Origin of the sequence: Actinacidiphila yanglinensis, assembly GCF_900107965.1 — a bacterium.
Taxonomy (GTDB): Bacteria; Actinomycetota; Actinomycetes; order Streptomycetales; family Streptomycetaceae; genus Actinacidiphila; species Actinacidiphila yanglinensis.
Map to the genome: position 1 here is coordinate 1 of NZ_FNVU01000003.1, position 13,923 is coordinate 13,923.

The following is a 13,923-nucleotide window of genomic DNA, read 5'->3' on the forward strand; positions in this document are numbered from 1 at the left end:
GTTGGCTACGTTCGGGAGGGATAACCGCTGAAAGCATCTAAGCGGGAAGCCTGCTTCGAGATGAGGGCTCCCACCCACTTGATGGGGTAAGGCTCCCAGTAGACGACTGGGTTGATAGGCCGGATGTGGAAGCCTCGTGAGGGGTGGAGCTGACCGGTACTAATAGGCCGAGGGCTTGTCCATATTTGTTCGCGTCCACTGTGTAGTTCTGAAGCAACCAGCGTGTTGTTTCGTAGTGTTTCGGTGGTCATAGCGTTAGGGAAACGCCCGGTTACATTCCGAACCCGGAAGCTAAGCCTTTCAGCGCCGATGGTACTGCAGGGGGGACCCTGTGGGAGAGTAGGACACCGCCGAACAATTATTTGATTAAGGCCCCAACCCCCGAGGCTTGTCCCGGGGGTTGGGGCTTTTTTGCTGCTCGTTACCCTCATGTTCACATCGCACCGGGAACCTGGGCACCTCGACAGGCGGAGGTGTGGAGACGTGCAGCAGATGACGACTGCCGGACGGCGGCCCAGGATCGCTTCGGAGATGACGGCGACCGCGGTCCGCGACACCCTGAAATCCCTCGGCATAGGCCGCGGCGACGAGGTCATCGTGCCCTCGTTCGGCCCCGGCGCACCCGCGGACGGCGCGCGACTGGCCGGCGCCACGCCGGTGTTCGCCGACATCGACCCCCGGACGTTCTGTCTGGACCCGGCCGCGGTGGCCGCGTGCGTGACCTCCCGTACCGCCGCCCTGGTGCCGGTGAACGTGTTCGGGCACCCCGCCGCCATGGACCGGCTGGACGAGGTCGCCGTCCGGCACGGGCTGGCGGTCGTGGAAGAGGACCCGAGCAATGAGGACGTGGGCGCCGTGGCCCGCCGCCGGGCGCACGCGCGGTTCCTCGACTCGGCGCTGACCGGCGTCGTGGTGCCGTACACCGAGCCGGGCGCCCACCACCTCTACCACCAGTACAGCGTGCGGGTGCCGGGCAACGGCCGGCCGGACCGGGACGCGTACGTCCTCGCGCTGGCCGCGCGCGGGGTGCGGGCGACCGTGAGCGTGCCGGTGCCCGTGCACCGGATGCCGGCCCACCGGGCGGCGCCCGCGATCGAGCTGCCGCAGACCGAGCTGGTGGTCGCCGACAGCCTGTCGCTGCCGGTCCACTCGGGCCTGACTCAGCGGGAATTGACGCATATCGCCACGGTTTGCAACCGGCTCGGCGGCCTCGTCTGATCGTCGTTTCGCACACCGGCGTCAATGGGCTACGATCTTCCCGTCGACGCGCCCCAATAGCTCAGTCGGTAGAGCGTCTCCATGGTAAGGAGAAGGTCTACGGTTCGATTCCGTATTGGGGCTCAGCGAAAAGAAGGCCCCCGCCTCACCGGCGGGGGCCTTTTGCATGTCCGTGCAAGTCCGCGAACGTCGCGCATGTCCGCGCCGGCGGCTAGGGCTGGAGCAGCTCGGGGACGCGCATTGCCAGGATGGCCATGTCGTCGGAGGGCGCGTCCGCGGCGAAGCGCTCCACCGCGCGCTGGATGCGCGCCGCGACCGCGCCGGCGGTCAGGCCCGTACACGTGGCGAGCACGTCCGCGAGGCCGTCGTCGCCGAGCATGCGGCTGCCCTCGCGGCGCTCGGTGACGCCGTCCGTGACGCACAGCAGGACGTCGCCCGGGTCGAGCACGACGGACTGCTCGTAGAGGTCGAGGTCGTCCATCACGCCGAGCAGCGGCTGCGGTTCGGCGGCGGGTTCGACGCTGCCGTCGGGGCGCAGGCGCAGCGGCAGCGGGTGTCCGGCGCAGACCATGCGGAGTTCGGCGCTGCCGTCCTCCTGCGGCCACAGCTCGCCGTACAGGAGGGTCAGGAAGCGGCTGCGGGCGCCTTCGTCGAGGATGGCGGCGTTGAGGAGTTCGAGGACGGCCGGGCCGCCGAAGCCCTCACGGGCGAGCAGCCGCAGCGCGTGGCGGGCCAGTCCGGTGACCGCGGCGGCCTCGGGGCCGGTTCCGCAGACGTCGCCGATGGCGAAGCCCCAGCAGCCCTCGCGGATCGGGAAGAGGTCGTAGAAGTCGCCGCCGACCTCGTTGCCCTCGCCGGCGGCGCGGTAGACGACCTCGACCTCGACGTTGGGGATGTTGGGCAGCTCGGGTGGCAGGAGGCTGCGCTGGAGGGCCTGGCTGATGGCGGTGCGCTCGCTGTAGAGGCGGGCGTTGTCCAGGGCGAGGGCGGCGCGGCGGGAGAGGTCCTCGGCGAGTTCGAGGATCTCCTGGCGGAAGCGTTCGTCGCTGGGCTTTCCGAGGGTGAGCAGTCCGATGACCCGGTTGCGGGCGACCAGGGGCAGCACGACCGTTTCGCCACCGACGGCCGCGGCGGTGGCCAGGGCGATTCCCGGGGCGCTGGCCGGGCGGGCGCCGGCTGCGGCGCCGACGCCGAGGCTGCGCAGGGACGCGCGCAGGGCGCTGGAGTGGGCGGCGTCGGAGGGTGCGGTCCAGATCCGGGCGCCGGGGGTGGGGTCCGGCTCGGGTGGCCTGACCTGCTGGAGGAGGGCCTTGATGCCGTCGATGCGGTCCTCGTCCTCGTGGAGGACGAAGGCGAGTTCGGGCTCGGACTGCTCGGCGATGGTGTAGACGGCACACCAGCTCGCGAGGGTCGGGACGGTCATCTGGGCCATGAGGGCCAGGGTCTGGTCGCGTTCCAGGGTGCCGGCGAGCAGGTCGGAGGCCTCGACGAGGAAGGAGAGCGAGCCGCGGCGGAGCCGTTCGAGCTCGGTGAGGCGGGCGCTCTCCACGGCGAGGGCGATCCGGTCGGCGGCGAACTGGAGGCGCAGCGCCTCCTGGTTGCTGTAGCGGCCGGGTGCTTCCGCGGCGACGCCGAGGGAGCCGGTGAGGCGGCCTTCGACCTTGAGCGGGACGGTGACGACCGAGCGCATGCCGGTGCCTGACAGCAGGGGCACGGCGCCTGGTACGGCGGTCAGGTCCTCGTGGACGGCGGGCATGCGGGCGCTGCCGTAGCGGCCGGTGCCGGCTTCGACGGGGACGCGGGCGAAGCGCTGTCGGGCGGAGGGCAGGCCGGTGGAGGCGCGTACTTCGAGTTCGGTCTCGTCGTCGGTGGCGAGCAGTAGGTAGGCGGCGTCGCCGTCGAGCATGTCGCGGGCGCGTTCCACGGTGCGCTGCAGGAGCCCGTCGAGGTCGTCGGGGGCGGGGGAGCCGATGAAGACCTCGAAGGCGTCGGTGGCCTTGCCGCGCTGGGAGGCGTGGGCGTCGGTGCCGTTGGAGCCGCGGCTGGGCGACTGGAGGACGGCTCGCTCGTCGGCGCGCACCAGCAGGCACACGGTGGACGGCTCGCCGGCGGAGTCACGGACACGGAGGTGGGAGCCGTAGACGGGCAGGACGCGCCCTCCCCCGTCGCGCAGGCCGTAGGTGCCCTCCCAGCGGGAGAGCTGGAGGGCGTCCACGAGGCCGATGCCGGTACCGGGTGTCTGCGGCCAGGCGGCGAGGTCGGCCAGGGACTTGCCGACTATGTCCGCGGCGGCGTGGCCGAACAGCTCGGCGGCGTCGTCGTTCCACCGCGTGATGGCGCCGAGGCGGTCGACCTGGACGACGGCGACCCGGACCCGCTCGTCGGCGACGGGGAGGTCGGCGGCGGGCAGTACGGGTCCGGCGGAGTGGGTTCCGGCGGGGCGCTCGGGCAGGTCCAGCTGGAACCAGACGTGCTTTCCGGACCCGGAGTACTCGACGCCCCAGCGGCTGGCCAGGGCGGCGCACAGCAGCAGTCCGCGGCCGCCTTCGTTGTCGGTCTCGCGGAACTGCCGGCCGCGGGTCTGCATCGGGACTTCGCGTTCGGGATAGTGGTCGGCGACCTCGACGCGTACCGCGGTGTCGTACCGCAGGCACTGGACGTCGGCCGCGGTGCCCGCGTGGACCACCGCGTTGGTGACCAGCTCGCTGGTGAGGACGACGGCGTCGTCCACGACGTCGGCGAAGCCCCAGCCGTGCAGGGTGTCGCGGACGAAGGCGCGGGCGACCGCGACCGACCGTCCCACCGGTTCGAAGGTGGCCGCTGCACGCGCCGTGATCACCGAACTCCTCATTGCTCGTGTCCTCGCGGACGCGCTGCCCGCGGCTGCCGGCGCGTCGCCGTGCTGCTGGAACGTCACCGACGGCTCCCCTGACGTGTGCGCCTGGCCGGAGGCGGAACCCTCCGGTTATGGCAGCACCGTTCACGTTACCCATCCACAGCGACCGCATGTGCGCCGGTTACCCGTGTTTCCACCCCGATCGTGGCTGCAGTTCCACCGATGCTGCCGAACTGTTATGGGAGGGGTGGGCCGTAGTGAAACACTGGGCATGTTCTGAAGGTTGCAAGCTTGCACATCTGCGGGTCGGTCGACCCTCCGGGAGGAACACGGTGGAGTCTGGCGCATCGGCGCGGGGCACGGTCACGCGTACGAAGAACGGGCGATCCCGTGGCAGTGGGACCGTCGAGGTCGACACGGCCGCGCTCAGCAAGCTGCTCGGGGCGTTGTCCGCGATGCGGGACGGGAACTTCCGCAAGCGGTTGCCGGTGTCCGGGGACGGGCTGCTGGCGGAGATCGCGGTCGTCTTCAACGAGGTCGCGGACCGTAACCAGCACCTCACCGGTGAGCTGGCCCGGGTGCGGCGCGTGGTGGGCCGGGACGGGAAGCTGACCGAGCGGTTGGAGACCGGCCCGTCGGAGGGGTCGTGGGCGGCGGCCATCGAGGCGTCGAACGCGCTGGTGGACGACCTGGTGCGGCCGGTCTCCGAAGTCGGGCGGGTGCTGTCCGCGGTCGCCGAGGGCGATCTCGAGCAGCGGATGGACTTGCGGGCGCAGAACGTGGACGGGTCGGCGCATCCGCTGCGCGGCGAGTTCCTGAAGGTCGGCCGCACCGTGAACGGTCTGGTGGACCAGCTGTCGGCGTTCACCGACGAGGTGACGCGGGTGGCGAGCGAGGTCGGCACCGAGGGCAAGCTCGGCGGCCAGGCGAAGGTGCGGGGCGTCTCCGGGTCCTGGAAGGATCTGACGGATTCGGTCAACACCATGGCGTACCGGCTGACGGCCCAGGTGCGGGACATCGCACTGGTGACGACGGCGGTGGCGAAGGGTGACCTGTCCCGCAAGGTCACGGTGCACGTCGCCGGGGAGATGCTGGAGCTGAAGAACACCGTCAACACGATGGTGGACCAGCTCTCGTCGTTCTCCTCCGAGGTGACGCGGGTGGCCCGGGAGGTCGGTACCGAGGGGGAGCTCGGCGGCCAGGCGCAGGTGCCGGGCGTGGCCGGGGTGTGGAAGGACCTGACGGACTCCGTCAACCTCATGGCGGGGAACCTGACGGCCCAGGTGCGGGACATCGCGCAGGTGACGACGGCGGTCGCGAACGGCGACCTGACGCAGAAGATCACGATCGGGGCGCGGGGCGAGGTCGCGCAGCTCGCCGAGACGATCAACGCGATGACCGAGACGCTGCGTACGTTCGCCGACGAGGTGACGCGGGTCGCCGGGGAGATCGGCGCGGAGGGCCAGCTGGGCGGTCAGGCGCAGGTGCCGGGCGTCGCGGGCACCTGGAAGGACTTGACAGATTCTGTCAACACGGCGTTCCGGAACCTGACGGCCCAGGTGCGGGACATCGCGCAGGTGACGACCGCGGTGGCCGGTGGTGACCTGTCGCAGAAGGTGACCGTGGATGTCTCCGGCGAGATGCTGGAGCTGAAGAACACCGTGAACACCATGGTGGACCAGCTGTCCGCGTTCGGTGACGAGGTGACCCGGGTCGCGCGCGAGGTCGGTGTCGAGGGGCAACTCGGCGGCCAGGCGCAGGTATCGGGTGCGGCGGGCACCTGGAAGGACTTGACAGATTCCGTCAACACCGCCTTCCGGAACCTGACCGCCCAGGTGCGCAACATCGCGCAGGTGACCACGGCGGTCGCCAACGGCGACCTGTCGCAGAAGGTCACGGTGGATGTCTCCGGCGAGATGCTGGAGCTGAAGAACACCGTGAACCGGATGGTCGACCAGCTCAGTTCGTTCTCGCAGCAGGTCACGCGGATGGCCCGGGACGTGGGCACGGAGGGCAGGCTGGGCGGTCAGGCCCGGGTGGACGGGGTGTCGGGCACCTGGAAGGACCTGACGGACTCCGTCAACTTCATGGCCGGCAACCTCACCTCGCAGGTGCGGCAGATCGCGCAGGTGACCACGGCGGTCGCCCGGGGCGACCTGTCGCAGAAGATCGACGTGGACGCCCGGGGCGAGATCCTGGAGCTGAAGAACACCATCAACACGATGGTCGACCAGCTGTCGTCGTTCGCCGAGCAGGTGACCCGGGTCGCGCGCGAGGTGGGTACGGACGGGCGGCTGGGCGGTCAGGCGCAGGTGCCCGGTGTGGCGGGCGTGTGGCGTGACCTGACCGACTCGGTGAACTTCATGGCGGGCAACCTGACGGGCCAGGTCCGCAATATCGCCCAGGTGGCGACGGCGGTGGCGCGCGGTGACCTGTCGCAGAAGATCGACGTGGACGCCAAGGGCGAGATCCTGGAGCTCAAGAGCACGCTGAACACGATGGTCGACCAGCTGTCGTCGTTCGCCGAGCAGGTGACCCGGGTGGCCCGCGAGGTGGGCACGGAGGGCATCCTGGGCGGCCAGGCGGAGGTCAAGGGCGTCAGTGGCACGTGGAAGGACCTGACCCAGTCCGTCAACTTCATGGCGAACAACCTGACGTCCCAGGTGCGCAACATCGCTGACGTGACGTCGGCGGTGGCGGCCGGCGACCTGTCGCGGAAGATCACCGTCGACGCGAAGGGCGAGATCCTCGCGCTGGTGACGACCGTGAACACCATGGTGGACACCCTCTCGGCGTTCGGTGACGAGGTCACGCGTGTGGCGCGCGAGGTGGGCACCGAGGGGCAGTTGGGCGGCCAGGCGCGGGTGCGTGACGCGTCGGGCATCTGGAAGGACCTCACCGATTCGGTGAACGGCATGGCGTCGAACCTGACGTCCCAGGTGCGGTCGATCTCCTCGGTGGCCACCGCCGTCGCCAACGGCGACCTGACCAAGAAGATCGACGTGGACGCCCGGGGCGAGATCCTGGAGCTGAAGAACACCATCAACACGATGGTGGACACCCTCTCGGCGTTCGGCGACGAGGTCACCCGCGTGGCCCGTGAGGTCGGTACGGAGGGCATCCTGGGCGGCCAGGCCCGCGTGCCGGGCGTGGCCGGGACCTGGAAGGACCTGACGGAGTCCGTCAACGGTATGGCGTCCAACCTGACCGGCCAGGTGCGGCAGATCGCGCAGGTGACGACGGCGGTCGCGCGCGGCGACCTGTCCAAGAAGATCGACGTGGACGCGCGTGGCGAGATCCTGGAGCTGAAGACCACGATCAACACCATGGTCGGGCAGCTGTCCGCGTTCGGTGACGAGGTGACCCGCGTCGCGCGCGAGGTGGGCACCGAGGGGCGGCTGGGCGGCCAGGCGCGGGTGCCGGGGGTCTCGGGCATCTGGAAGGACCTCACCGAGTCCGTGAACCTGATGGCCAACAACCTGACCAGCCAGGTGCGCAACATCGCCCAGGTCGCCACCGCGGTGACCCGGGGCGACCTGAACCTGCGGATCGACGTGGACGCGGCCGGGGAGATCCTGGAACTCCAGGACTACATCAACACGATGATCGTGCGGCTGCGCGAGACCACGCTCGCCAACAAGGAGCAGGACTGGCTCAAGGGCAACCTGGCCAGGATCTCCGGTCTGATGCAGGGCCGGCGCGACCTGCGGGACGTGGCCGCGCTGATCATGAGCGAGCTGACCCCGGTGGTGTCCGCGCAGCACGGCGCGTTCTTCCTCGCCGAGGACACCCGGGAGCCCGACGCGGAGTACGAGCTCAAGCTGATCGGCAGCTACGGCTTCTCGCGGCGCACGATGTCCTCGGTGTTCCTGCCGGGCGAGGGCCTGATCGGGCAGTCCGCGGTGGAGAAGCGCTCCATCCTCATCGAGCAGGCGCCGCCCGGGTACCTGAAGATCGTCTCGGGTCTGGGCGAGGCGCCGCCCGCGCACGTGATCGTGCTGCCGGTGCTCTTCGAGGGGCGGGTGCTGGGCGTGATCGAGCTGGCCGCGTTCCAGCCCTTCACACAGATCCAGAAGGACTTCCTCGACCAGATCACCGACATCATCGCGATCAGCGTCAACACCATCTCGGTGAACACCAAGACCGAGGGCCTGCTCAAGCAGTCCCAGGAGCTGACCGAGCAACTCCAGGACCGCTCGGACGAGTTGGAGAGCCGGCAGCGCGCTCTGCAGATGTCCAACGCCGAACTGGAGGACAAGGCCGAGCTGCTGGCCCGGCAGAACCGCGACATCGAGGTGAAGAACACCGAGATCGAGGAGGCCCGGCAGGTGCTGGAGGAGCGCGCCGAGCAGCTCGCGGTCTCCATGCGCTACAAGTCGGAGTTCCTGGCGAACATGTCGCACGAGCTGCGTACGCCGCTGAACTCGTTGCTGATCCTCGCCAAGCTGCTCGCCGACAACGCCGACGCCAACCTGTCGCCCAAGCAGGTCGAGTTCGCCGAGACCATCCACGGCGCAGGCTCCGACCTGCTCCAGCTCATCAACGACATCCTGGACCTGTCGAAGGTCGAGGCCGGCAAGATGGACGTCTCGCCGACCCGTATCGCCCTGGTGCAGCTCGTGGACTACGTGGAGGCGACGTTCCGGCCGCTGACGGCGGAGAAGGGCCTGGACTTCTCGGTGCGGGTCTCCCCGGAGCTGCCGGTGACCCTGCACACCGACGAGCAGCGGCTGCTCCAGGTGCTGCGCAACCTGCTGTCGAACGCGGTGAAGTTCACCGATTCCGGGTCGGTGGAGCTGGTGATCCGCCCGGCCGGTCCTGACGTCCCGCAGTCGATCCGGGAGCAGTTGCTGGAGGCGGGAACGATGCGCGATCCCGACCAGCCGCTGATCGCGTTCTCCGTGACCGACACGGGTATCGGCATCGCGGCCAGCAAGATGCGGGTGATCTTCGAGGCGTTCAAGCAGGCCGACGGCACGACCAGCCGCAAGTACGGCGGTACCGGGCTGGGCCTGTCGATCAGCCGCGAGATCGCCCGGCTGCTCGGCGGCGAGATCCACGCCGACAGCCAGCCCGGCCGCGGGTCCACGTTCACCCTCTACCTGCCGCTCAGCCTCGGTGACACGACGCCCGCGCTGCCCCAGTCGCCTGCCGGGGCCTCGGGCGGCGCGGACACCGACCAGCAGGCGCAGAGCCGTCAGCGAGGCCCGGGCAGCAGCCTGGCCCGGCTGCGCCGGCGTTCCGCCCAGCAGACTCCGGGCCGCACCCAGCAGCCGGGCGCCCGGGCGGCCGGCGCGAGCAACCACACCGCACCGCGGGGCGACAGCTCGGCCAACGGGCATGCCGCGGCGAACGGTCACGCCCCCGCCAACGGACACGTTTCGGCCAACGGCCGCGGCGGCTCGGTGCAAGGTGCCGAGGTCGCCCCCGAGGTGGCGGCGCAGGAGGCGGCGGGCGCGAACGCGTTCCCGGCCTTCACCGGCGGATTCAGCGGCGAGAAGGTGCTCATCGTCGACGACGACATCCGCAATGTCTTCGCCCTCACCAGCGTCCTGGAGCAGTACGGCCTGACGGTGCTCTACGCGGAGAACGGGCGGGAGGGCATCGAGGTCCTGGAGCAGTACGACGACATCGCCGTGGTGCTGATGGACATCATGATGCCGGAGATGGACGGCTACGCGACGACCACGGCGATCCGCAAGATGCCGCAGTTCGCCGGGCTGCCGATCATCGCGCTCACCGCGAAGGCGATGAAGGGCGACCGGGAGAAAGCCATCGACTCCGGGGCGTCGGACTACGTCACCAAGCCGGTGGACACCGACCACCTGCTGACGCTCATGGAGGACTGGATGCACGCCCGATGACGGATCGCCGCATCTTTTGTCGACTTGGGCGTCCTGCCGTGTGTGAGGTTGCCCGAATCTGGGAACCTTAGGGTCTCCGCTTGCGTTTTCGGTACGTGGTGAGTGACGTGGCGGTGACAGGGTGTGGCGGACGGCAGGGTGCGGCTACGATGACCGGCACAAGGACGGGCGGCGGGACAGAGCTGCCCCCGGAGTCAGCGTCCGGCGGTACCGTCGGCACTGCGAGTCGGGGAGGCCCCAAGCCGGGGCGAGGAGGGCGTGGCGTGGTGCAGAAGGCCAAGATCCTCCTGGTCGATGACCGGCCGGAGAATCTGCTGGCGCTGGAGGCGATCCTCTCGGCGCTGGACCAGACCCTGGTGCGGGCATCGTCAGGGGAGGAAGCGCTGAAGGCGCTGCTGACCGACGACTTCGCGGTGATCCTGCTCGATGTCCAGATGCCGGGCATGGACGGGTTCGAGACCGCGGCACACATCAAACGGCGGGAGCGGACCCGGGACATCCCGATCATCTTCCTCACCGCCATCAACCACGGCCCGCACCACACCTTCCGGGGTTACGCGGCGGGCGCGGTCGACTACATCTCCAAGCCGTTCGACCCCTGGGTGCTGCGCGCCAAGGTGTCGGTGTTCGTCGACCTGTACATGAAGAACTGTCAGCTGCGCGAGCAGGCGGCCCTGCTGCGGCTCCAGTTGGAGCAGGGCGCGCCCTCCGGGGTGTCGCCCAACGGCACCGGCGGGGCCGGGGGCACCCACCCCGGAAAGGAGCCGGCCGGCCTGCTCGCCGAACTGTCCGCGCGCCTGGCCGCGGTCGAGGAGCAGGCCGAGGCGCTGACCAAGCAGTTGGACGGCGGCGGTGACGCCGCTGCCGTCGCGACCGCCGCGCACCTGGAGCGCAAACTGACCGGGCTGCGGCGGGCGTTGGACGCGCTGGAGCCCGGAGACTCCGGCGGCGGCCCCGGGTTCGGGAACCAGCAGCGCTCGGACTGAGCGGTCGCGGCGCCGCCGAAGCCCCTGGCGCGCCGCCCGCGGACCGAGCCGCGCGCGCGTCCGCGGACCGAGTCACGTGCCCGTACGCGGGCGCTGCGCCGCGCGTGACGCGGCGTCAACCCGGCGCCAGGCGCCGTCCGACACGAACGGGCGTATCCCCGCGCACGTGTGTCCCCCGATCACAAGGGCGGTAACCTCGTCGCCATGGCCCCCCGTACGTCCGGCACCGCCAAGAAAGCCCCGGCGCGGCCTCCGGCCAAGAAGACCGCGGCGAAGAAGACCGCGGCCAAGAGCGCTGCCGCGAAACCGCCTGCCAAGAAGGCGGCGGCCAAACCCGCGCCCATGGCCGCGCCGTCCCCGACCGGCGGGCTCTACCGGCTGGTGCGCGCGCTGTGGCTCGGTCTTGCGCACAGCGTCGGCGCGATCTTCCGCGGTATAGGGCGTGGAGCGCGCGGTCTGGACCCGGCCCACCGCAAGGACGGCCTCGCGCTGCTGCTGCTCGGGGTGACCCTCGTGGTCGCCGCGGGTACCTGGTCCAACCTGGACGGCCCGGTCGGCGATCTGGTCGCGCTCCTGATCACCGGCTCCTTCGGCCGGCTGGACCTGCTGGTGCCGTTCCTGCTCGGCGCGGTCGCCGTCCGGTTGATGCGCCACCCCGAGCAGCCCGAGGCCAACGGGCGGATCGTGATCGGCCTGTCCGCGCTCGTCCTGGGTGTGCTCGGCCTGATCGACATCGGCTGCGGTGCGCCGACCCGCGCCGACGGGGCGCAGGCGCTGCGCGACGCCGGTGGCCTGATCGGCTGGGCCGCCGCCGAGCCCCTGCACGAGACCGTCGGCTCCGCGCTCGCCGCGGCCCTGCTGCTGCTGATCACCGTCTTCGGGCTGCTCGTCGTCACCGCCACCCCCGTCAACGCCATCCCGCAGCGGCTGCGCGCGGCCGGCGTCCGGGTGGGCCTGTACGCGCCCGAGCCCGACCCCGAGGCCGTGCACCTGGAGGAGTTCTTCGACGAGGAGGACACCGCGGCCGGGTCGCGGTCCGGCGCGCCCGAGGACGAGTCGCCGGTCCGCCGGGTGCCCGAGCGGTTCACCAAGTCCCGCGGCGGCAAGGGCGCGGACGCCGACCCGTACGACTTCGAACGGGATGGCGAGCGCGCGGACGGGCTCGGCGCGGAGGCCGAACCCAAGCCGCGCCGCAAGTCCCGCCGCCGGGCCGAGCCGGTTCCCGGTTCCGCGGCGGCCGAGGACCTCGACCTCGACCCGGTCGACGTGGCGGCCGAGGCGGCGGCCGCCCTCGACGGCGCGGTGCTGCACGGAGTGCAGCCTTCCCCGCTGGTCGCCGACCTCACCAGCCGGCTGAGGAAGCCGGTGCCCGCGGCGCGCGCCGACGACACCGGCACCGGGAACGGCACCGGCTCCGTACCCGACCTGACCAAGTCCACCTCCACCGAGACCGGGCCGCCGCTGCCGCCGCGGGCCGAGCAGCTCCAGCTCTCCGGTGACATCACCTACGCCCTGCCGCCGCTCGACCTGCTGGAGCGCGGCGGCCCGGGCCGGACCCGGAGCGCCGCCAACGACGTGGTCGTGGCGTCCTTGAGCCAGGTGTTCAAGGAGTTCAAGGTGGACGCCGTCGTCACCGGCTTCACCCGCGGTCCGACGGTCACCCGCTACGAGGTGGAGCTGGGCGCCGCGGTGAAGGTCGAGCGGATCACCGCGCTCGCCAAGAACATCGCGTACTCCGTGGCCAGCCCCGACGTGCGGATCATCAGCCCGATCCCCGGCAAGTCCGCGGTCGGCATCGAGATCCCCAACAGCGACCGCGAGATGGTCAACGTGGGGGACCTGCTGCGCTCGGCCGACGCCGCGGGCGAGGACCACCCGATGACCGTCGCGCTCGGCAAGGACGTCGAGGGCGGCTACGTGGTGGCCAACCTGACCAAGATGCCGCACGTCCTGGTCGCCGGTGCCACCGGTTCCGGCAAGTCCTCCTGCATCAACTGCCTGATCACCTCGGTGATGTGCCGCGCCACCCCGGACGAGGTCCGGATGGTGCTGGTCGACCCCAAGCGCGTCGAGCTGACCGCCTACGAGGGCATCCCGCACCTGATCACGCCGATCATCACCAACCCCAAGCGGGCCGCCGAGGCCCTGCAGTGGGTCGTGCGCGAGATGGACCTGCGCTACGACGACCTCGCCGCGTACGGCTTCCGGCACATCGACGACTTCAACGCGGCGGTGCGCTCGGGCAAGGCCAAGACCCCCGAGGGCAGCGAGCGCGAGCTGACGCCGTATCCGTACCTGCTGGTCATCGTGGACGAGCTGGCCGACCTGATGATGGTCGCGCCGCGCGACGTGGAGGACTCCATCGTCCGCATCACGCAGCTGGCCCGCGCCGCCGGCATCCACCTGGTGCTGGCCACCCAGCGTCCGAGCGTCGACGTCGTCACCGGCCTGATCAAGGCCAACGTGCCGTCCCGGCTCGCCTTCGCGACCTCGTCCCTCGCCGACAGCCGCGTCATCCTCGACCAGGCCGGCGCGGAGAAACTGATCGGAAAGGGTGACGGGCTGTTCCTGCCGATGGGCGCGAACAAGCCGATCCGGATGCAGGGCGCCTTCGTCACCGAGGACGAGATCGCCAAGATCGTCGAGCACTGCAAGGCCCAGCTCACGCCGAGCTACCGGGCCGACGTCACCGTCGGCAGCGGCCCGAAGAAGGAGATCGACGAGGAGATCGGCGACGACCTGGACCTGCTGTGCCAGGCGGCCGAACTGGTGGTCTCCACCCAGTTCGGGTCCACCTCGATGCTCCAGCGCAAACTGCGGGTCGGCTTCGCGAAGGCCGGGCGGCTGATGGACCTGATGGAGTCGCGCGGGATCGTCGGCCCGAGCGAGGGCTCCAAGGCGCGCGACGTGCTGGTCAAGGGGGACGAGCTGGACGATGTGCTTGCCGTGATCCGCGGCGGGGACCTGCCTGGGTGACGCCGCAGGCGGGTGCCCGGGCGGCGCGAGGGGGTATGCCCCG

Annotated in this window: 5 protein-coding genes, 1 tRNA gene and 2 rRNA genes; 7 read left to right on the plus strand and 1 reads right to left on the minus strand. The window is 70.6% G+C overall.

The features are described from left to right. The 4 genes from C4U44_RS07090 to C4U44_RS07105 all read left to right on the plus strand — a co-directional run. Window positions 1-183 (plus strand): 23S ribosomal RNA (locus C4U44_RS07090); the annotation flags it as partial. Between the two features lie 56 nt (window positions 184-239). Continuing rightward, window positions 240-356, plus strand: a 5S ribosomal RNA gene (gene rrf / locus C4U44_RS07095). Window positions 357-531: 175 nt separating this feature from the next. Further along, entirely contained in the window at window positions 532-1,218 is a 687-nt protein-coding gene (locus C4U44_RS07100) for a DegT/DnrJ/EryC1/StrS family aminotransferase (RefSeq protein WP_103884801.1), read from the plus strand. Window positions 1,219-1,268: 50 nt separating this feature from the next. Then, window positions 1,269-1,341, plus strand: a tRNA-Thr gene (locus tag C4U44_RS07105). 88 nt (window positions 1,342-1,429) lie between these two features. Here the strand turns inward: C4U44_RS07105 and C4U44_RS07110 are convergent. Continuing rightward, window positions 1,430-4,057 carry a SpoIIE family protein phosphatase gene (locus tag C4U44_RS07110; protein ID WP_103884802.1) on the minus strand — a complete coding sequence of 876 codons (2,628 nt, stop codon included), beginning with the start codon at window positions 4,055-4,057 and terminating at the stop codon, window positions 1,430-1,432. Window positions 4,058-4,386: 329 nt separating this feature from the next. On the opposite strand from C4U44_RS07110, the gene C4U44_RS07115 reads away from it, so the two are divergent. From C4U44_RS07115 to C4U44_RS07125, 3 genes are all read left to right on the plus strand, one after another. Further along, window positions 4,387-9,918 carry a HAMP domain-containing protein gene (locus tag C4U44_RS07115; protein ID WP_200823166.1) on the plus strand — a complete coding sequence of 1,844 codons (5,532 nt, stop codon included), beginning with the start codon at window positions 4,387-4,389 and terminating at the stop codon, window positions 9,916-9,918. 263 nt (window positions 9,919-10,181) lie between these two features. Continuing rightward, complete coding sequence (locus C4U44_RS07120; RefSeq protein ID WP_103884803.1) at window positions 10,182-10,904, plus strand: response regulator; 723 nt, start codon at window positions 10,182-10,184, stop codon at window positions 10,902-10,904. Between the two features lie 204 nt (window positions 10,905-11,108). Continuing rightward, entirely contained in the window at window positions 11,109-13,880 is a 2,772-nt protein-coding gene (locus C4U44_RS07125; RefSeq protein WP_103885264.1) for a DNA translocase FtsK, read from the plus strand. Window positions 13,881-13,923 lie beyond the last annotated feature (43 nt).

What these genes read in the sequence shown, in the direction of transcription:
- C4U44_RS07100 (WP_103884801.1), top strand. Translation starts at nt 532, where the DNA reads ATGACGGCGACCGCGGTCCGCGACACCCTGAAATCCCTCGGCATAGGC.
- C4U44_RS07125 (WP_103885264.1), top strand. Translation starts at nt 11,109, where the DNA reads ATGGCCCCCCGTACGTCCGGCACCGCCAAGAAAGCCCCGGCGCGGCCT.